Annotated in this window: 15 protein-coding genes; 5 read left to right on the forward strand and 10 right to left on the reverse strand. The window is 41.4% G+C overall.

The annotated features are described in order from the left end of the window. Positions 1-59: 59 nt before the first annotated feature. Complete coding sequence (locus NAQ_RS06795) at positions 60-9,182, reverse strand: laminin G domain-containing protein (RefSeq protein ID WP_162858686.1); 9,123 nt, start codon at positions 9,180-9,182, stop codon at positions 60-62. Positions 9,183-9,463: 281 nt separating this feature from the next. Then, entirely contained in the window at positions 9,464-10,231 is a 768-nt protein-coding gene (locus tag NAQ_RS06800; RefSeq protein ID WP_100182817.1) for a glutamate racemase, read from the reverse strand. 106 nt (positions 10,232-10,337) lie between these two features. Here NAQ_RS06800 and NAQ_RS06805 point away from each other — a divergent pair, with 106 nt between their 5' ends. Continuing rightward, positions 10,338-10,988 (forward strand): Snf7 family protein, encoded by a 651-nt coding sequence (locus NAQ_RS06805; RefSeq protein WP_100182818.1) that lies wholly within the window; start codon positions 10,338-10,340, stop codon positions 10,986-10,988. Between the two features lie 28 nt (positions 10,989-11,016). On the opposite strand, the gene NAQ_RS06810 is transcribed toward NAQ_RS06805, so the two are convergent. Further along, positions 11,017-11,691, reverse strand: coding sequence for a uracil-DNA glycosylase (locus NAQ_RS06810; protein ID WP_100182819.1), 675 nt, complete (start codon positions 11,689-11,691; stop codon positions 11,017-11,019). Between the two features lie 2 nt (positions 11,692-11,693). Beyond that, on the reverse strand, positions 11,694-12,458 hold the full coding sequence (locus tag NAQ_RS06815) for a hypothetical protein (RefSeq protein ID WP_162858687.1): 765 nt from the start codon (positions 12,456-12,458) through the stop codon (positions 11,694-11,696). Positions 12,459-12,621: 163 nt separating this feature from the next. Here NAQ_RS06815 and NAQ_RS06820 point away from each other — a divergent pair, with 163 nt between their 5' ends. After that, positions 12,622-13,308, forward strand: coding sequence for a hypothetical protein (locus NAQ_RS06820; protein WP_162858688.1), 687 nt, complete (start codon positions 12,622-12,624; stop codon positions 13,306-13,308). 48 nt (positions 13,309-13,356) lie between these two features. Here the strand turns inward: NAQ_RS06820 and cobM are convergent, their stop codons facing one another. From cobM to NAQ_RS06840, 4 genes are read right to left on the reverse strand one after another with little or no spacing between them, the layout of a single operon-like run. Further along, positions 13,357-14,121 (reverse strand): precorrin-4 C(11)-methyltransferase, encoded by a 765-nt coding sequence (gene cobM / locus NAQ_RS06825; RefSeq protein WP_100182822.1) that lies wholly within the window; start codon positions 14,119-14,121, stop codon positions 13,357-13,359. Then, complete coding sequence (gene cobI / locus NAQ_RS06830; protein ID WP_100182823.1) at positions 14,114-14,836, reverse strand: precorrin-2 C(20)-methyltransferase; 723 nt, start codon at positions 14,834-14,836, stop codon at positions 14,114-14,116. The genes cobM and cobI overlap by 8 nt, the downstream gene beginning before the upstream one ends. Before the next feature lie 35 nt (positions 14,837-14,871). Then, entirely contained in the window at positions 14,872-15,462 is a 591-nt protein-coding gene (gene cbiT, locus NAQ_RS06835) for a precorrin-6Y C5,15-methyltransferase (decarboxylating) subunit CbiT (protein ID WP_100182824.1), read from the reverse strand. 1 nt (position 15,463) lies between these two features. Then, on the reverse strand, positions 15,464-15,883 hold the full coding sequence (locus tag NAQ_RS06840; RefSeq protein ID WP_100182825.1) for a Rab5-interacting family protein: 420 nt from the start codon (positions 15,881-15,883) through the stop codon (positions 15,464-15,466). 86 nt (positions 15,884-15,969) lie between these two features. Between NAQ_RS06840 and rqcH the strand changes: the two genes are divergently transcribed. From rqcH to NAQ_RS06855, 3 genes are read left to right on the forward strand one after another with little or no spacing between them, the layout of a single operon-like run. Further along, complete coding sequence (gene rqcH, locus NAQ_RS06845) at positions 15,970-17,898, forward strand: ribosome rescue protein RqcH (protein WP_100182826.1); 1,929 nt, start codon at positions 15,970-15,972, stop codon at positions 17,896-17,898. Then, positions 17,885-18,358 carry a Mut7-C RNAse domain-containing protein gene (locus NAQ_RS06850; RefSeq protein ID WP_162858689.1) on the forward strand — a complete coding sequence of 158 codons (474 nt, stop codon included), beginning with the start codon at positions 17,885-17,887 and terminating at the stop codon, positions 18,356-18,358. The genes rqcH and NAQ_RS06850 overlap by 14 nt, the downstream gene beginning before the upstream one ends. Beyond that, complete coding sequence (locus NAQ_RS06855; protein WP_100182828.1) at positions 18,345-18,950, forward strand: TIGR00296 family protein; 606 nt, start codon at positions 18,345-18,347, stop codon at positions 18,948-18,950. Before NAQ_RS06850 ends, NAQ_RS06855 begins: the two co-directional genes overlap by 14 nt. On the opposite strand, the gene NAQ_RS06860 is transcribed toward NAQ_RS06855, so the two are convergent. Together NAQ_RS06860 and NAQ_RS06865 are read right to left on the reverse strand one after the other, a co-directional pair. Next, a complete protein-coding gene (locus NAQ_RS06860) occupies positions 18,945-19,319 on the reverse strand; it encodes an aconitase X swivel domain-containing protein (RefSeq protein WP_100182829.1) in 375 nt (124 codons plus the stop codon). The genes NAQ_RS06855 and NAQ_RS06860 overlap by 6 nt on opposite strands. Further along, the gene (locus tag NAQ_RS06865; RefSeq protein ID WP_100182830.1) at positions 19,316-20,470 is read right to left on the reverse strand and encodes an aconitase X; all 1,155 of its coding nucleotides are present in this window, start codon (positions 20,468-20,470) and stop codon (positions 19,316-19,318) included. The genes NAQ_RS06860 and NAQ_RS06865 overlap by 4 nt, the downstream gene beginning before the upstream one ends. Positions 20,471-20,478 lie beyond the last annotated feature (8 nt).

Below are 20,478 nucleotides of genomic sequence, written 5' to 3' on the forward strand. Positions count from 1 at the left end.
CCTAGGTAATATAGGATCTACGGAATTGCGACTAGATTTTTGGTTCCAAAACGGAAAATTTAGGAGCCATAGTCCGAGGTCAGCGTGATCGGCTTGGCAAACAATGTCCTGTACTTTATCTTGATTTGAGTGTCCTCTGAGGCATGCGCTTCAGGTACAATGCTATCCGATTCTAGTGATACACTCCAGACTCCCTCGATTGGGTCAACTGAGGTGATGCTGAATCTCTCCAGCGGGCTGTTTTGGCCGGAATATCTTACTCTGAAGATTTGGCCGTCAATCTCGATGCTTTCTGCATTTCCTCTCTTGCCTAGAGTGGAGTGTTTTACCATGCAAGAGTCAGAATCTCCAATGACACACTTGCCGTCTGGTGATACTACTCTATAATGCAGATTTGGATTTGCATCTGATGAGTATAGCAATCCAGCTCTTGCCACTAGCTTTTGCTGCTCATCTACTATAGACTGGACATTTATCACATCAGATATGGAATATGACTTTGTAGACTTGAATGTGTTGACTGTTGTGGATCCAGTGTCAATCTCTTTGTCGTAGAGGTTTAGTCTTGCCTTGATGTCATAGCTTGTCTGTGAATCTAGTTCCGGTACGTTCCATGCAAGGTCAATTGCAGTGATATCTTTAAAGACATATTCGCTTGATGTGAATTCTACCTTGCCATTTACTAATAACGACACTGAGCCAAAGAGTGGCTTGCCTTCATTGTATACATATGCAGATGGTCTAAGAGTTGATCCTTGTGACTTTGCAATTGGTGTGTCTAGCTCTAGTCTTGCATCTAGTGGATAGGTTGGCTTGACGCCTAGATAGTATTTTTCTGATGCTTGGATCTTTTCTTCCTGATTCACTACATGTATCCAGTAGATTATAGCTGGAGTTTGCAGGAATGTTGTTGGCAATTCTGCAGATACAATGTACGTGTTTGCAACACCAGCTAGTGGTGCAACATCCATCTTTACTGCCGCATAGTCGGTATAGTTGTTTCCGCCTGTGACTACACGTAGTTCTGCACGTCTAAGCTCGGTTTGTGAGTCAATTATGCCTGTTACTGTGACTTTTTCGTTGCCTTGGATGTACTGGTTTACTGCAGTGGATGGCACTGGCTTGCCAGATTCTATCTGGAATTTAACATCAAAGATGTTTGGTCTGCCCTCTTCGACGACAGTATCCACACGTATTTTATCCAAGTCAGTCATTGGGTTGATGATTATTGTGTCAGAACAACCATAGATGTTTACCAAGTATGATGTAGATGTTGCAATTCTTCCGTTGACCTGCTCTGCGGTAATTACAAAGTATTTGAGGTCTCTATTGATTGGTGCTTCATAGACATATCTGCTTACTTGGAGTATCTTGTTGTGTTCTAGGTATGGCTGGTCCTTTGCTAGTGTTGCTGAATATACCTCTCTGTCTGGGGTTCTTATCTTGACATGTGGTGGTGGGGCTTCAGAGCCATAGACACCTGCGATGATTCTGACCATGTTTCTATCACAAACATCGTATTGTGCTTGGTAGAGTACAATTGGGTTTGCAACTGTTCCTGGAGCACCAACTGTGCCTATAGATCCACCACTTGTTCCTCCTCCACCTCCGCTTCCACCTGCATCTCCTCCCGATGTACTTGCTCCACTTGATGTGCTTGCCTTTGTCTTTGATGATAATGCAAATTCGCTAAAGTGTGGAGTTGATAGGATTACATCACAGCTGTTCGAGTTTACTGAAGATGGTGTTGTAATCGATATTCCAGTTTGTATCCAAGTGCTAGTTGCTCTGTTCAGAGTGTATGCAGTCATAATTGGACATCCATTTGCATCAGATTCTACTGTGCTTGATTTTGCAACTCTCAATGTGAGTGTTGGTTTTGTAGCAAAATTGTTTTCAACACTCCAGTTGAATCCTTTATTGCTTATTTCGTATTGATAGCTAACATCCACAAATAGATTAATGCGATCATTTGAAATTCCTGAGGTTCCAAGTGTACTTGGAATTGTTGATGCAGTTTCTACTACAAACCAATCGTTTTTGGCATTTCCAATTGAAGATGATCCATCAGCTGCATCAACTGAAAGCTGGACCAGTCCACCATAGGATGGTAAAAGAGATGTTTCTACCGGTACTACTACTGCCTGACCAGGTACGAAACCAGTCAATGGTGGAGTTGCCACAAATTGTGAAGATGTCCCTGAGGGTGCTGTTACCATACTTGGAATTACTGATGTAGTAAATGGTGAGGTTGAAACGGTGTAATTTTGTACGCCCAAAGAATTGATGATTGTTTGGCCTGATGTCTGTGATGTAAATGAGGTACTGAGCCTAATTGATGCTTGTTTTGTGATTGCGTCACTTAGTTGACTAGTTGCATTTCCTACAGAGACAATTGGTGGCAGTTGATTTACTGCGTTAATGGTTGTAGTAGATGAGCCATTAACTATGGTTGCACTAAATGTGCTAGTCCAAGCAGTGTAGGTAGTACTGTTTAACATTGGAGCGGTTGTAATTACAGTTGGCGCCAATTGAGATAGTGAAGAGCTTTGTAGTGCTACTCTGAATACAGATGTTCCATGAATGTTTGTTGCATGTACTTCGTGCATGGTACTGTTACCAAGCACATTGTATGCCGAGGGTATTATAGTCATGGTTATGTTATAGGTGCCAAGAGGTGCTTGCGAGAATCCAACTCTACCTACGGTAGAATCAAGATCATTTGAGTCATTGTCTGTTACAATGAATGCTGAGCTTCCACCATTTGGATTTGGAGATATTCTGTATGTTGCTCCGCCGATTAGTGCATTTGTTGTATTTCTTGCCTCAATTTCCCATCCTCCCTTAAATGCAATTGTATCTTTGAAGCCAAGTTTTTCTGTTAATGATTTGACTGTAGTTCTTGTTATAGTGTCTGTGAATCCTAGGTTTTCTGTTAGTCGCTTGGTTGCTGTCCTTGCGGTGTTGTCAGTAAAGCCGAGGTTCTCTGAGAGTGTCTTGGTTGCTGTCCTTGCGGTGTTGTCTGTGAATCCTAGGTTTTCTGAGAGGATCTTAGTTGGGGTGCGAGCTGTGTTGTCTGTGAATCCTAGGTTTTCTGTTAGTCGCTTGGTTGCTGTCCTTGCGGTGTTGTCAGTAAAGCCGAGGTTCTCTGAGAGTGTCTTGGTTGCTGTCCTTGCGGTGTTGTCTGTGAATCCTAGGTTTTCTGAGAGGATCTTAGTTGGGGTGCGAGCTGTGTTGTCTGTGAATCCTAGGTTTTCTGTTAGTCGCTTGGTTGCTGTCCTTGCGGTGTTGTCAGTAAAGCCGAGGTTCTCTGAGAGTGTCTTGGTTGCTGTCCTTGCGGTGTTGTCTGTGAATCCTAGGTTTTCTGAGAGGATCTTAGTTGGGGTGCGAGCTGTGTTGTCTGTGAATCCTAGGTTTTCTGTTAGTCGCTTGGTTTGTGTTTTTCCTGCAATGTCTTGGAAGCCAAGTTTTTCGGAGAGGGTCTTAGTTGGAGTTTTTACTATGGTGTCTTTGAAGCCAAGTTTTTCTGACAATAGCACTAGTTTTGTTTTTATTCGTTGAGTGTTGTCTTTGAGGCCAAGTTTTTCGGAGAGGGTCTTAGTTGGAGTTTTTACTATGGTGTCTTTGAAGCCAAGTTTTTCGGAGAGGGTCTTACTTTGTGTTTTTCCTGCAATGTCTTTGAGGCCAAGTTTTTCGGAGAGGGTCTTAGTTGGAGTTTTTACTATGGTGTCTTTGAAGCCAAGTTTTTCGGAGAGAGATTTTGTCAAAGTCGTTCTTATAGTGTCTTTGAAACCTAAATTCTCTGATAAAGCAGCGTATTTTGGCTGATTCCTAAAAGCAAGAGAGTACAGATCAAATGTAGATGTTTGAGTATTAGTTGTGATACTTCCATCCCCATAGGTCGTGGCATTTAGATTGAAGTTGATTCTAAATCCAGACAGAACGTTTACACTGTTTAGTCGTATGCCTAAGATATTTGCGTTAGAATCACCTGCATCATAGTTTGTATATAGGGACATCCATCTTCCAGTACCAGAATACGTAGCATTCGATTGTTGTGTTGCAGTACATTTAGGAGAACAGACTACGAATTCAACGTTTGTTCCAGTTCCATCGGTTTCCCATGCAAGAATACCTCTATTCAAAGTCGGCATCCAAGCAAAGTCTGCAACTCTTGTACCTGCATTATCAACCGCATTGTCATGTCCAGCAAGACTTGTTGGAATTGCAGTCCACGCTCGACCATCCCAATATGCCGTAGCCAAGTCAGAACCGGTATATTGCAACACGGCCATTACATCATCAGAATTCGGATCTGCCTTTAGTGTAACCCATTGTAAGTCTAATGTGCCACTGAGAGGATCAAAGCCAGAGTGAACTGACCATGTGGATCCGTTCCATGTAGCATTGACTATGTTTCCACTAGCACCAGAACCTGCAAGAACTATGGCATTTCCACCATCAGACTCGTACTCTACTGCCTGGCCTTCTCCCCTTGTAGCTGGATCAGTTGCAGCGTTTGTTATTTCTTGTTGATTGCCCCAGCTGTTTCCATTCCACACCCATGCATTTACATCATCATTAGTATTATCAAATCCCACCAAAGTTAACTCCTCACTGTTTGATATAGGATCTCTTGCTACATCAAGCCAGGTATATTGAACATCTGCTGCCTCTGTAGAATCATTGATGTATTGTTCTGAACCCCATGTTGTAGATCCTGCAGGAAGAATCCTATAGGCCAGATCCCTTGATGCATTAGTACTTACTAATGAATAAACGAGGATGGCATCTCCAGTGGCACTCTCAAATGCAAAATCAAATTTCTTTGCTGACACAGATGTTGCGGCTCCGATGTTATTTGTCACAGACCAGTTACTGGATGTTGTACAGTTTCCGTCACAAACATATGCATCCAAGTTATCATCCGCGCTAGAAGTAATTAGTACTAGCCTGTTTGCAGCAGGTGAATATTTGAGCTCCACAAATTCAATATTAGATCCAGTAGTGGGAAGCTCTACCTCATTTCCCCATGTTCCTTTATTATCCGAAGTCCATGCCCTGATTTTGGGAATTGCTCTGGAAGATGCTGCACTTGATCCATATGCAATAAATGCGTCGTCGTTTGATATTATGGGTGGATCAGCTGCGACGTACCAGTTTCTTGCCTCTGTGAATGCGACATTTTCTTGTTTGATTTCCATTTTGCCTAATGCATATAATCTTGGGAATTCAAGCGGTATGGAATATTCGTACGAAACACTGGTCTTATTTTGATCTAGGTTTCTAGTCCAGGCGATTATCTTGGTACCGTTGATTTCTTGTACTAGTCCATCAGTAGTTACATTCAGTTGTGCTGGAACAAATTCACGAATGGTTACTTGTTGGCCCCCAACAAACGATTCAATGTCGATTTTCACTGCAAAAGAGTTGGGATTTGTGATTGGATCGATTTTGCTTTGTGCAGTTCGGATTATGTCATATTCATAGAGTGATTTTACCGCAAAGTCAGTCTCAAATGTAGTTATTCCAGATGGCGTGGTTGCTGAGATTTCTATTTGGTGTGTTCCTTCTAAGGATGTTTGATATTTAGCATCATAAACTCCGCAATCTTCATTTGGAATAATTCCATCATGACTGGTTAGTGTTTGATTGTTCAGTAATGGATCAGTTACTATCAATGAAATATTTGCGTCACATACTGGATGTCCTTCGTTATCGAGTACAACAATTTCCAAATTGGCGATTTCACCAGGCTTGTAAATGCTCTTTTTGGTGTTTAGTGATACAAGACCCCAGGCAAATTCGCCATACACTACAAACTGTTGATCATCTACCTGAAGAATTGTTGCTATTTTGTATACTCCAGGAGTTATGATTTGTTCAGGATTTAGTTTAATGTTGAATTTGCCATCTCTGAGTTTTTCGTATTTTGTACTAGTCTGTATGAGCTGTCCCTGTGGTGAATAGATCTGGGTTGTAATGGTGCTGTTGTCTTGCTGCCATATTTCATACTGGACTTCTTTTACTGTTTCGGTAGTGTTGAGATATTCATTGAGATCATCTGTTCTTTCTGGCAAAACAGAATCTGTGACATTTTGGTTTATGATTGTCAAGTCATTTGAGATTTCCTTGATTTCATCCTTAAGATCCGATACCACGGTGTTGTTTTGTTTTGTTTGTACTAGTTTTTCACGCAGTTGTTTGAGTTTTTGTTTTGTCTGTACAATTTGTTCCAATACCGCGTCTTTTTCAGTTTGTTCTGCGTCGGCGAATGGCAAAAATGCCGCAATCAAGTATCCGATTGGGTCTATTGCAGTATTGTTTTGACTTGACACAGCATCAGTAGAGTTTGCTTGTTGTTCTACTGAGGTTGTAATGTCATTTGATGTTGAATTTGTTTGCGGCAATACAATGACGTTATTTGTGGGGTTGGTGTCAATCTGCTCACTGTTATCTGTTTCTTGTTCTTCAATAAGCTCAGCTAGTGTGTTTTCAAGTTCTGCTATCTGCATAAGCAGGATTTCAGATTCATCATAGTATTCTAGCTGGAATTCAACTTCCTCGTTGATTAGATAACTTGGTTTTGTTTGTGTAAGTGTTGGATCTGCAATAATGTCTACGCTGGTCTTGTTCGTATCCAGCATGATATCGGTTTGATTGACATCTTGGATTCCAGTAACATTGTATAACTTGACATAGTCTTCTGTGATGTCAATTGATTCCAGAAGATCAAGGTTGTGGTTTTGTGCAAATCTGATGTTGTACATCAGTCTGATCTCATCAGCGCTTAGTGCTCTTGGATAGACTGTTGTAGTGTCTATTATTCCTGCAAATTTGTTTTCCAGTTTTGGCTCTGAACGCAGTGTAGACTGATACGCGCCTATTATAACTTGAGAATCAGAGTCAGCGACTCCACCCACTCTTGGTTGAATTCTATGTTCCGTTATCTCAAAGATGTCATCAAGAATTTTGTTGTTTTGTTTTGTGCCGTTCACGTACAGCATAATTTCTGTTCCATTGATAACTGCGGCCAGATGACTGGTGCTTTGAATTTCATCCAAACCAAAAATGTCAGTCCATTTGAAACCATCAAAGACGGAGAATTTTGCGACATGTGTTGGCTCCAGAATGTTGTTTATGGATAGTACAAATGATTTTTCTTTTGATACTATGGTCATTTCGTCTGATGCTGCAGAATAATCCGGATCAACCCATGCAGTTATGGTTAACTCATTTGTGACATTCACTTGTGGAGCTGTGATTATTTGTGTAGCGTTGGCGTTCAGTGTTCCATTGATGTTTAGTGTTCCATTAAACGAAGTGTTGTTGAGCAGATTAATTGGAGCTAATTCAATTGTAGGGATTGTTGCATTGATTATTGGGTTTGTGAGTTTGGTAGCTAGCATTTGATTATAAATTTGGAAGATTTGTTCTTCTGTTAGATGTTTATCATAGATTTGCAGTTCATCTATCTTGCCTGAGAATAATGCATTTCCAGTATCTACTGTTCTTGAGTCAAGAGAAGCGCCCACTATGATGTCAGCATTCGAATCTGGAATTTGTACAAACATTTCTTCTACCAATCCAGTAGTCGTGTTTAGTGACTTGATTTTTTCTGATTTTGAGAGCGTTCCATTTGTGAATATGGAAATGTCGGAGCCGTTAAATGAAGCACCTATGTGCGACCAACCGCTTCCCAACTTGTCATTTCCTTCTATGCTATGCCATTTTATGCCATCAAATATAGAAAATGATGCTATTTGTTGTGGATCAAGTATGTTGTTTAGTGTAAATTTGAATTGTCCTTCTTTTGAGATTATGGTAAATGTAGACGAGCCAGAAGTATAGTCTGGCTTGATCCATGCTGTGATAGAAAGTGATGTGGAGTTTGTTTCAGTCGTGTTTGATTTGACAAATCCTCCGTCTAGGATGATGCCTGTTTCATTTACAAAAACGTCTCCAATCAGTTCGGAGCCATTAACAGAATCCCAAATCGGCGTTGTAGGTATGATTGTGATATCAAATACATCATCTAGGTTCAGATTTTCGGCTAGTATGATGGTCTGAGTGGAGTTGGTGGCTGGGATGGTCTGAGTGGAGTTGGTGGCTGGGATGGTCTGAGTGGAGTTGGTGGCTGGGATGGTCTGAGTGGAGTTGGTGGCTGGGATGGTCTGAGTGGAGTTGGTGGCTGGGATGGTCTGAGTGTCTAATTCAAGAACAGTCTCAATATTTTCAATGGCAGGCTGAGCATCAGGAATTAGTTCTAGCGGCATAACAGGTTCCAGTGTAGTCGACTCTTCAGTGTCTATAGAGGCCGGTTCTTGCGGACCAAACGAGGTGGAGGATGATCCCATAGCCTCAAGAGAATCTTGAGCCTCCTGGGCATACGCATAGTAGCTATCAGATATTGATAGAGGAATAGTAACGGTAGACGAGAGCAGAATTACCACAAATGCAAGACAGAGAATCTGTCTGTAACTTTGAATTTTGATTTTATGATCTTCAGATCTAATAATTAGATAACAGGCCGAAAGGGCAAAAATAAACAACACCGGTGATGTCGGATGTAGTGTTTTTTGGATTAGCTCCAACTGCGGTCCGATAATAGATAGATCATCAATATCGACAGATATGAGATTGTAAAACGAGGGTTGCAATGCAGCAACATGATTAGTTAAAGCTAATGAAATACCCCATAGAGACTCTATGTTGGTATCACGGTATACACCCATACCATCATCAGATTGCATGGGTGCATCATCAAAGGATAGATCAATTGGACCAGTATACTGTGATATACCAATAACATTGTCCAGTTGATCCTTTCTCTTACCAAAGATTCGATCAAGCAATGCAAGATTGTTTTCTTTTTTGATTAGGTGTAGTGATGTTTCACCATCTTTGGTATTTGTCATCGTCATTTTCTCCGTTACAAAAATTGTTTTTGTGATTTGAGGTTTTTTGACAATTGAAAGTGTTACTTCGTTAAATCTAAACTTAGTAGGCTTTTCTTCCAGGTTGATCATTGTGTTGATTGTCGGTTTTTGTGTTGAAATCACTGAATCAGAAATTTCAGTTTTTTCTTGATTAGTTATTTCAATAGAGGAATAGGCCGGGTTAAGGAATTGTATTGCAAACATTGCAAGTAATGCAGCTACCACAAGTTTTTGTCTAGTCAATTTTTACACCGCAGAAATTACTAAGTCAACAGAAAGTATCTGATGTTTTGAGAATAGCAAAAGCTGGGACAGTTTCGTCGAAATTTTCGTCAAATGATGTTGTAACATTATTAGAATAACTTTACAAAAAATTCAGATAAGAAGTGAGGAAATTATATGCAAATGTCTCTTCCATGTTGGCAAAACACCTAACCAACACTTGCCAACATGGTTCTATCGATTAGCTACAATAAGATCGCAATTTTTTACAAAAATCTGCAACACGTAATCAAATTAGAAAATTAAAATGTCAATGATCTTACTTTGGTTTTAATTTTTAGTTTCATAAGATTTTTTTCTAGTTGTTTCGTATCGCCAGATGAAAATACTCGTAGTGAGTTTTTTGTTGATGCAGAAAAAAATTTGTTATTTACAAGCTCAGTGGCCACCTGTATAGATGGATCCAGAAACATTATTTTTGGAAATAATTTTTTCAAGATAGGCAACAAGAATGGGAGATGTGTGCTGGATAATGTAACAACATCGATGCTATGTTGTAAGATTTTCTTTGTAAGTGTTTGATCAATTATTGCTTTACAATATTTTTTATCAGAAAGGAATTTGCCTGATTCTACAAGATCAATAAGCTTGCTTGCATCAATCATAATAACACAGATTTTTTTTACGAGATTTTTTTGTATGAATTTTTTTGTTTCCTTGCTTGTTATTATGGCCCTACTGCCCAATATTGCAATAGAGTTTGTTTTTGTTTTATTTTGTGCATCAGCAATAGGGGGCAACACCCCCATGATGGTCTTATCATCAAACAAGCTAGGAAATAACAATGTAGGTGTGTTTGAACCAATCACAATTACACTTGGATTGAATTTTTTCTTTAGTGATTTTATAGTGTGTTTTATTATCTTCAATAGTTCGGCATTTGTTTTTGTTCCATATGGATAGTTTTTTTGATCAGCAAAATAGATGACATCTACTTTGGTTGTTTTCATAATTGCTCTAACAATTGATAACGATCCTAGGCCAGAATCAAAGACAACTACTTTCCTCATGACACCCACTACCTCCCTGAGGATTTACATTTTGTTAGCTAAATTTACTCTATAGTTGATTATTCTGCACTACCCCAATTAAGAATTAAATCCTAAACGGTTCCGCATGACCGGCTTCGAGAAAAATTGGGCACGTCAGGACACTGCAAGTGTGGCAGACAGACTTCGAGACTCTGTTAAACCACAGGGTGCATTGAAACCAAGAATTCAAACCGCAGTCAACAAACTGCAATTGCAAATCTCAAAAATGGATTCAATGTTAAACAAATTGCACGAACGTGACGCTCAACTATTCAAACGAATCGTAGCTGCAATGCAACAGCATGACACCAGCGCAAGTCGTGTCTTATCAAACGAACTAGCTGAAATACGCAAAGTCACAAAGATGCTAGGCAATGCAAGAATGGCACTAGAGCAAGTACAGTTGCGCCTGACCACCATCCATGACCTGGGTGATGCTATGGTAGCAATAGGTCCAGCAATGTCGACAATGAAGGGCCTCAAGTCCTCACTAGGACGCTTTATGCCAGAAGCAGATGCAGAGCTAAACTCTATGACACAAACACTCAGCGGTCTGATGATGGACTCACTGGCAGGCGATGCATTCAATGTCGGATCTGACATTTCAAGCGAAGAAACTGAAAAGATCTTGCAGGAAGCATCAGCAGTTGCTGAACAGCAAATTGGCGACAGATTCCCATCTGTTCCTTCACCATCTGGACTTTCGTCCCAATCAAGCTCCTCTACTTACGAGTAGGTTGATCGGCGAAATTCTTTTTGTTTCTTTAATTACACATGTTTTTTGCTAGTTTTTTAGCTGCAACAAATATAGAATTCCACTGATCCCACTGTAGCCTACCTGTCTGAGTGTTCTGCCTACTTGGATGATAACTACACACGACAACACAGTTTTGTGCATTCACCACATTCCCATGAGCAAACTTTGCCCTTTTTATGCCTAAAATCTTGCATACCGCATCAAATGCAATTTTTCCTAGGCATACAATCACACGAATACTTTGTAAATATTCAATTTCTTTTTCTAGATAGATAGAACAGTTTTGCATTTCTTCTCCAGTGGGCTTGTTATCTGGAGGCGCACACCGAACTGCTGCTGTGATATAGCAATTAATTAGAAAAAACCCATCATTTAGATCTTGACTTGTCGGCTTTGTCGCAAGCTTATTCTCGTATAATACTTTGGCTACCCAATCACCTGAGCTGTCACCTGTAAACATTCTACCTGTCCTGTTTCCACCGTGCGCGGCAGGCGCTAGGCCAACAATCAGTATCTCGGCATTGGCATCACCAAAACTTGGTAGCGGCCTACCCCAGTACACCTTGTCTGAGAACCGCCTGACTTTGGTTTTGGCAATTTCCCTAGTATAGTGATAGAGTCGCGGGCATTTTTTACATTTTATTACTTTGTCGTTTAACTCCAGTAATCTTGATTTTTTCATTGTCAGGCATATTGTCTGAATAGTTTTGATCTATTCATAGATATCACAAGTGCAAACCCAAGGACAATTATCAAAAATGGCACATAGAACTCAGGGAGGGATTTATCTGGAGAATATATCTCACCCCAAGTGTCCGGTGTAGAGATCTCGCCGTCGGAAGACAGTTGGATTGGATATGAATAGTATTTTTGAGTATGAGCGTCATAAACTAGAAAATAAAATCCATAAATGTTATTTCTTCCTATCAAGTCGGTTGGAATTCTGAACTCGTAGCTTGCATGCGGCACGCCTGAGTATCTGTCATTTTGATCAGAAGTTCCACCTATTGCTATAAGATCAGGATGGTTTTCTACTTGCTTGAATTCTTCTTTCTGATCCCCCTGCAGTGTCACAGCAGTACTACTGCCAAGTATTGCCGTAAAACAACGATCATCAGAGTCCGGAATTGTATTTTTATCATTTTTTGAGTCAAAACATATTGTTGCATAGTCCAAATTTTTATCCAGTGACTCATCCGTTACTACATCAATGAAAAAATAAACATAGTTTTCTTGATGTGCAGATCGCAATATGATGTTCTTGTTTTGGTTTTCATACCAGTATGTATTTAGGCTTGATTGTTTCCATTCCTGCTCAAAGGTCCATTTACCATCAAAGATGATTTTATTCATGGTCCCAGAAAGTGTGATTTGGATGGACTCCTCTGCATCTGCAAAAACAGATCCAAATCCAATCAACAATACAAGTATTGATACGAGTTCTATCATATTTCCGTCATGCGGCATATTTGAATAAAAACTACTTAGTCGTATTTCAATATACCAACACACGCGAATTCAAGGTGATTTTTGCCAAAAATTACCAATTTGGAGCTATTTGTCAATAAAAAATTCCATCATTTCTATATACAGGAATTGGATCTGATGAATAATGAAAACTAGTAGGAATACTCTATTTCTTGGAGTTGCCTTAGCAGTAGTTGCAGGAATGTTCACAGCCAATGTTTCAGGCTTAATGAGTATCAGCCCAGTCCAAGTATCAACTAATACACAGACTGGTGCTTACATGATGGGACATGTTGAAACTATACTAAGAGATTCTGAAGGAAATGTTAAAGAGTATAGACAAAGCGACAACGTGATTACCAATGTTGGTGAGAACTGTGTTGCCAAGCTCTTGTTCCAAGATGACGGCGCAGGTGCTGGTCTAGGTTCTGGTACAGGCACAGGTGCATGCACAGGTGCACTGAGTCAACCATGGCATGTAATTGCTATTGGTGTAGGTACTACAGCTGCAAACGGCACAGATGTTGTTTTGGGCACGGAACTAACTTCACCAGCAGGACTTGCAAGGGGAGTAGCTACAACCAAAACATGGACAAACTCAACAGGAACAGCAGGTAATACAGCTGCCACAGTAGTTCTGGCTAAGACATTTAGCAATACAGGATCTTCTGTTTCAGTTTCCGAGTCTGGATTGTTCAACAGCACTACTGTAGCTGGAAGCGGATTGTTTGCAAGACAACAATTTACTGGAATCACAGTAGGTAACGGCGACTCTTTGACAGTACAGTGGACTATCAACATAGGCGGAACTCAGTTCAACCTAGCACAATAGTCACATATTTTTTCTTTTTATTTTTGATATCTCGAGCTAGTCAAGTGACTAGTTCTTTTTGGCCTTTCTGTATCCATGGCTAAATGTCTTATCATAGAGCTTGGAATATTCATACGACTTGGGCTGTATCACATCACCAATTATAACAATTGCAGTTCGCGTAATTTTTTGCGCCCAGACCTTTTTGGTTATGTCTTCTAGTGTTCCTGTAATGATTTTTTGGTCCGGCCAGCTTGCCCTGTACACAACGGCCGCAGGCGTAGTTTTTGGATAACCCCCCTTGATTGCCTCCTTTACTATGTCAGATAGCAAATGCACACTCAGATAGAAAATCATGGTGGACTTGTGCTTGGCCAGTTCAGATATTTGCTCTTCCTTTGGCACCTTGGTGCGCTTTTCTGCGCGTGTTATAATCATAGTTTGAGTAACACCCGGCAGTGTCAGCTGCAATCCCAAAGCGGCAGATGAGGCCAAAAACGACGTCACGCCTGGAATCACAACACACTCTATTCCTTCTTTTTGCAAATTGTCTGTCTGCTCGCGAATGGCACCATAAATTGCAGGATCGCCGTCGTGGAGTCGTATTGTAAGTTTTTTTTGGATGGCGCCTTGCTTTAGGATCTCAAATATTTCTTCGCGCACTAGGCCAGCTGCGTCGTGCATCTTTGCCTTTTTGCAAATCTTCAGTATTGCATCCGGAATCAAAGAACCAGAATACACCACAATGTCTGCCCTTTGCAGTAATTTTTTTGCCTTGACTGTTATGAGATCGGGGTCGCCTGGGCCGCACCCAACAAAGTAAACCCTAGACACGCTTTACCACCATTATGGAAAAATATTTTGTAGTCATGGTATTTTCGTTTACCTCGCCTAGCGTCATTTTGCGGACTATTTCATTTGGTGTTCCCAAGTCTTGGCCTATTGCAAATATTGAATTATCTGAAAAGCCAGCCTCCTTGAGTAATTTTATTACCTGATCAAAATATCTGCCATCCTTGAGAAATATCATAGTGTCACAGTTCCTTGCTGTCTCTTTAACTCGCGACAGATCATAACAAGATGGGATTACCGCCATGGTCTCCGCTCCTTCTGCCAGACTTATTCCGGCCTTTGATGCAAACGTAAACATCGATACTATTCCAGGAATGACATTGATCTTGATGTTCGGATATTTTGTCTGCAATTCCCGATGTAGGTAAATCCAGGTGCTGTACAGGTACGGGTCGCCCACTGTCAGATATACGACCTTTTTTCCCTCCATGACTTTATTGGCTAAAATTTTCGTGTTTTTCTCCCAGGTTGTTTCAAGTGTGTCCTTGTCCTTTACCATTGGAAAGACCAGATTCACAATTTCTGGCATTTTTGATTTATCTAGTAGTGATTCTACTACCGAAAGCGCAATGCTTGGCTTGTCTTCTTTTGCAGTGGGACACGCAATGATTTCTGCGTCTTGAATTGCCTTTACTCCTTTGACTGTAAGCAGCTCAGGATCGCCAGGCCCGCATCCAACACAAATCAAGTCATGCATGTAAGACCAAAAAATTTTCCTAGTTAAAAGCGAATCTAGGTCTTTGTTGCAGAAATTATTGTCACCGGATTTCTTGCAAGCATCATTGTTCCGGTGCTGGTCTTTTTGCTTTTGGATATTGTGACTTGAATAATATCAACATCAGATAATCCCAGCTTGTATATTACATCCAGCACAGCATACAGGGTTTCAATCAGTATTACTCCGATTACTATTCTTGCACCTGGCTTTAGTTTATCATTGCACAATGTTACAATATCCTTGGTGTCGCCTCCCGTTCCCCCGATGAAGATTGCGTCAGCTGGTGGTAATTCTGGGATTTTCTGCTTGGCATCAGATAGTATTAGCTCCACATTTGCAACTCCAAATTTGTCAAGGTTTTTTCCGGTAAGCTCTATTGCGTTTTTGTCAATGTCTATTGCGTAAATTTTGCCGGACTTCCCTATTTGGATGCCGGCCTCTACTGTTATGGAGCCACTGCCGCACCCAATGTCATAGACAGTATCCCCCTCTGACAGCCGTGCCTTGCTGATCTGTATTGCGCGCACCTCTTCTTTTGTTATTGGGACATCTTCTGTTCTGAAAAATTCCTCGTCAGGTATTCCGTGGGTCTTGTGGTTCCACATGTTAAATTGGGTTTAGCGGGGCAGCGCCGGTTGCCGGCAGGTGTACCAGTGTATATGATAAAATCCACATGAACAAGTACAAGAACACGTACGTTCCCATGCCTGTAGTCACTAGTTTTTTCCTATCAGAGGATGGTAGGCCTATCTTCATGCTTTTGCCAATTACGGCAGATGCAATAAACACTATAATCATAAATCCAATTGAGGCCCATCTTCGCTCCTCGCCCTCGATTGACTCGAAGAGAAATGTCGCAATCACGCCGCCAATTGCAGCCATCCCTATTCGTATCCAGAATAATTTGTCCAATAGTTTTTTGCGCCTGTCAAGCTCGTCTTGGCTGTCTGTTGGCGATGCGACCTCTGGTTTTTTATCGTCAGCAGGATCCGAAGGATTTGGCGATTTCTTTTTTGGATGCTTCAATGAAATTTCTAAGGGTGACTCGAGCAGGTCTGGTTTAAAACGTTTGGTCGCACTCAGTTCATTAGTGGAGCACGGCTGGGATATACATGGGACTAGCTGGAATAGAGCTTGCGTTTTTGGTCAAGGACATTGCTGAGAAAACTCGAGATTACTATGTCAACAACATTTATTCAATAAACCAGAACAGTGTACTGTTCAAGCTGCACCATCCCGAAAAGCCTGACTTGTTCTTGGTGGTCTCGTCAATTGGGATGTGGTTTACTGGAATTAAAATCGAGGCATTAGAGGAAAACAAGCTTGTAAAAAGGCTGCGCGATGATCTCTTGCGGCTAAAGCTGGTTAAAATAGAGCAGATTGGCGTTGAGCGAATCGCATATCTGACGTTTTCCGGATTTGACAAAGAGTTTGTCCTGATTTGCGAGTTTTTTGGTGACGGAAATATTTTGCTTTGCAACAAAGACCTCAAGGTTTTGGCACTACTTCATTCAATACAGGTGCGACACAGGGAGCTCCGTGTAGGTACAATCTATACACCTCCACCGCAAAAAGGCCTCAACATTTTTGAAATCAGTCCAGAGAATTTTGCCGAATTAAAATCAATTACGACGCCGATTGCAAAATGGTTTGGCAGAACATTCGGCCTGCCGACAAAATATGCAGAGGAAATACTGCGCACGGCAAATGTAAGTCCTGATCTTGCTGCAAACGCAGTCACGGATCAAAACATTGCAGATTTGGTGTCAGCTGCAAAAACCCTAATTGATACAATAATTTCCGGCAACCACACGCCTACAATTGTAAAAACAGAAGACGGTCTAGACGTGTATCCAGTTTCCGTTGCAATACCAAATTCTGAGCAAGAGCCGGCCCCAAGCTTCATGGAAGGCCTAGACAGAATATTCTCAAAGATAATACTGGAAAAGGGTAAGGAGATAAAATCCGGCTCGTTGGACAAAAAAATTGCAGACATCCAGTCCACAATAGACGAGCAAAGCAGGGCAATATCGCTGGTAAAGGAAAAGGCAGAAAAGATCTCCAGCGTAGCAAAATCCCTGTACACATTTTCCTCTCATGGTATAACAAACATCATGGATCCCGCGGCATCTGAAATCCTAAAGTCACAAAACGCAGAACTAGTCAAGGACAGGGGAATATTGTTCCTCAAAATAGACGACGAAAAAATCCAGATAAGGGCAGACTCATCATTTCCTGCACTAGCATCCACTTTATTTAACGAGGCAAAGAGGCAGTCTTCTGCAATAGAATCAATTGAGTCACTGAGAAGAAAAAATCAAAAGGAGATTGACAAGCTCAGGTCCAAGTCGCAAGAGACCAAAAAGGCAGTCTTCTTTACGGAATTTAAGAAAAAGGAGTGGTTTGAGAGGTACAGATGGTTTTACACCTCTGACGGCCTGCTGGCAATCGGCGGCAGGGACTCGTCATCAAACTCTGCCATAATACGAAAGCAGCTTGCAAAAAACGACAAGGTCTTTCATGCAGAGATCTTTGGCTCGCCTTTTTTTGTTCTAAAGGATGTTCCAGAGTCGTTGCCGTTTGATTCACTAAACGAAGTAGCTCAGGCGACTGTCTGCTTTAGTCGGGCATGGCGCGAGGCAATGTACGGCATGAGCGCATACTGGATAAATCCGGATCAGGTAAAAAAGGCGGCACCAAGCGGACAGTTCCTCTCCAGAGGATCGTTTGTCTTGGAAGGCCACAAAAATTTCATCAAGGCGCCAAACCTGAAGCTGGCAGTTGGGATATTGTATCACGATGAGCGATACATCATAATGTGCGGCCCCCCAGAGCCTGTCAAAAAAATCTGTATCTGTTATGCAGTAATAGAACCTGGACTAGATGAAATGACAGAATGCGCAAAGAGATTGCGAGTGGAATTCATCAAATTGCAGGAAGACATTGCAAAACAGTTCACCATTGACGATTTTGTGCGGGCGCTTCCTGCAGGCGAGAGCCACATTACGGAATCAGGCAACAGCAAAGTTGAATCGCCCTAGCTTTTTAGCGGATGCAATGCTTGGAACAATAGCAAAAAAGCTACGAATTTTTGGCTTTGACTGCAAATATCACAGCACAATGTCTGATGATGACCTGATACTTGCTGCAAAAAAGGAAAACCGCATCATAATAACCAAGGATTCCAGGCTTGCGACAAACGCAGTCCAGCATGATATCACAACAATAAAGCTGGAAACCAGTACAGAAAAAGAACAGCTAGTCGAGATTGCCCGCAAAATAGGCTTGGAGGAATTTGCTATTGACTATTCCAGATGTTCATTATGTAATGGTATGCTAGAACAAATAGAAAAACACACAATATTGAAAAAAATTCCTCCAAGAATTGCAGAATCTGTGGAAAAGTTCTGGCAGTGCAAGGACTGTAACCACATCTATTGGGTGGGAACTCATATTAGAAACTTGGAAAAATTAATTGCAGAAATAAATGGCATCATTTAACATAACAGACCAGGACGGCCAGCTTCTAGTATCTAGTGCAAGAAAAATTGTAACGGAATTTGTCACTACTGGCCACAGACTAGCTCTGGGCAAAGACATTGAAGCAAAACTGTCCTTTGATGCCGGGATCTTTGTCACACTAAACTCTAGAAATGATCTGCGGGGTTGCATTGGATTTCCCCTGCCAAGAAAGATCTCCGAGGCATTGCCAGAGGCGGCAATTGCAGCTGCAACAGAAGACCCAAGGTTTCCTCCTGTACAAAAAACAGAGCTTGATACCATCACATTTGAGGTGACGGTGCTTACCCCTCCAGAGCAAATACACGTAGATGATCCTGCCACGCTTCCAGACAAGATCAAAGTGGGGCGACACGGCCTGATAATAAAACAAGGATACAATTCTGGGTTGTTATTGCCGCAGGTACCGGTGGAATATGGTTGGTCAGAAAAAGAATTCCTAGATCACACTTGCCAAAAGGCAGGCCTGCCCTCAAAATGCTGGATGCAAAAACAAACCAGAGTATTTGCATTTGAGGGAATAATCTTCAAGGAAACAAAGCCAAATGGAATAATAATTAGAGAAGAGCTATAGCTTGCCAGAATCAGTATCCAGTGTAAGGCTAGAGCCGTTTTGCAGTCTGTCATATTCCTGCTCGCTTGCAATTACAAGCGGGATGTTTGCAAGAGCACATCCAGAGGCAACAGTCAGGTCGACTTTTTTGCAGATCATGGCAGCCGGCGCAGAATGGTTTGATTTTATTGAATATATTGTATAGGCACCGACACTGCTTCCAACTCCGTTTGGAAAAACAAGAATAGAGTCCTTCATTGGCATGTTAAACAAGTCATGCTTTGAATCATGAATTATTCCTGTTTTTTTGTCGACTGTGCCAAGAAAGTTAATTGGAGTGTTTGTCTTGAGAATTTTCCCCTGTGCCTTTCCTGCAACGATAACCTTCATCTTGTTTCATCTGATATTATTTGCGACAGTGGCTTGAGGTTTACGCCAACGCCATTAGAATTATTCAGATAGTATGCTCCCTTGATGCTGTTTGTAGTAACAGAGTCTATCTCGTTTTTGTCTACAAGTGGAGACAGACACGTACAACAGTCAGAGAGAATTTCGCAGCCTGCCCTCTCTATTTCGTTTGTGTATCCTAGCTTTCTTGCCTGCTCTTGGACTGACCTTGGGCAAAAAACCATGCAGCGCTTTGAGAACTCTCGTCCCTTGAGCATTGAGGAAAGATCGGCAATTTCCTGCAGTCCTAGCTGCGGGCTACCCAGAGTTATGATATCTCCCTTGTCTGCTGTGTTTAGCTCATCATGGATTTTTTGCATTTCCTTTTTGTCAAAGTCGACTTTTTCTGCGCCCGGCTTTTCCTCTCCTAGAATGAACTTGCCGCACCTGCCGGATGTGCCCATGCCACCGCACAATGCCTTGCATTTTCGCCTGTCCATGTCTGAAATACCCGATAGTTGCACTGCATTATCAGCTGTTTTGCCTGCAAAATAGCCAAGCATTCCAAATTCAAGCTCGTTTGGGTTTTCTAGCTTCATTCGTATTGTAAGATTTGGTGTATCGTCAATTCTAAGATCCGAATATGGAGATTTGCCTGTCAGTGCGCTAGCTAAAGCAGAAAATGCGCTTTCCTTGTTTGTCTTTAGGTTGCCAATCGAATTTGCATAGATTGCCGCATTGCTTTCCGCAAAAGAGACCTGTGTTCCCTTTTCCGGCAGATCAAATATTTCGTATGGGATGCATGAAAAAGAAGGGATAACTCCCATTTTCTTGTACGAGTCTGCAATGCTTTTTTGTTTTTGCACAAATTCGTCTGATAAATTATATTTTGATACGGAATCAAAGTCAAAGCCCATTGGGTTTACTGTAGTCATCACTTTTACCTTGGCGTCTTGCGATAGTTTTGATAGAAATTCTTCTCCTGCATCGCCTATGGTGTTATAGTTGACGCCAGAAAGGTGCGCCCACTGGATTGGAACTAGTTTTTGCGCATTTGTTGCCTGGCCTGTTGCAACCAAGATTCGATATGCAGTCTCTAGTGTTTCTCCATATTCTCCCTTTAGTGCAAGCTCTTCTTCTTTTGTTAGCTCCATGGTATGAA

It is taken from the genome of Candidatus Nitrosotenuis aquarius (assembly GCF_002787055.1).
GTDB classification, from domain to species: Archaea; Thermoproteota; Nitrososphaeria; order Nitrososphaerales; family Nitrosopumilaceae; genus Nitrosotenuis; species Nitrosotenuis aquarius.

Bases quoted from the DNA above. Each gene is read 5' to 3' on its own strand.
- NAQ_RS06800 (WP_100182817.1), bottom strand. From the start codon at position 10,231: ATGAGGAAAGTAGTTGTCTTTGATTCTGGCCTAGGATCGTTATCAATT.
- NAQ_RS06805 (WP_100182818.1), top strand. From the start codon at position 10,338: ATGACCGGCTTCGAGAAAAATTGGGCACGTCAGGACACTGCAAGTGTG.
- NAQ_RS06810 (WP_100182819.1), bottom strand. From the start codon at position 11,691: ATGAAAAAATCAAGATTACTGGAGTTAAACGACAAAGTAATAAAATGT.
- NAQ_RS06815 (WP_162858687.1), bottom strand. From the start codon at position 12,458: ATGATAGAACTCGTATCAATACTTGTATTGTTGATTGGATTTGGATCT.
- NAQ_RS06820 (WP_162858688.1), top strand. From the start codon at position 12,622: ATGAAAACTAGTAGGAATACTCTATTTCTTGGAGTTGCCTTAGCAGTA.
- cobI (WP_100182823.1), bottom strand. From the start codon at position 14,836: ATGCATGACTTGATTTGTGTTGGATGCGGGCCTGGCGATCCTGAGCTG.
- cbiT (WP_100182824.1), bottom strand. From the start codon at position 15,462: ATGTGGAACCACAAGACCCACGGAATACCTGACGAGGAATTTTTCAGA.
- rqcH (WP_100182826.1), top strand. From the start codon at position 15,970: ATGGGACTAGCTGGAATAGAGCTTGCGTTTTTGGTCAAGGACATTGCT.
- NAQ_RS06855 (WP_100182828.1), top strand. From the start codon at position 18,345: ATGGCATCATTTAACATAACAGACCAGGACGGCCAGCTTCTAGTATCT.
- NAQ_RS06860 (WP_100182829.1), bottom strand. From the start codon at position 19,319: ATGAAGGTTATCGTTGCAGGAAAGGCACAGGGGAAAATTCTCAAGACA.
- NAQ_RS06865 (WP_100182830.1), bottom strand. From the start codon at position 20,470: ATGGAGCTAACAAAAGAAGAAGAGCTTGCACTAAAGGGAGAATATGGA.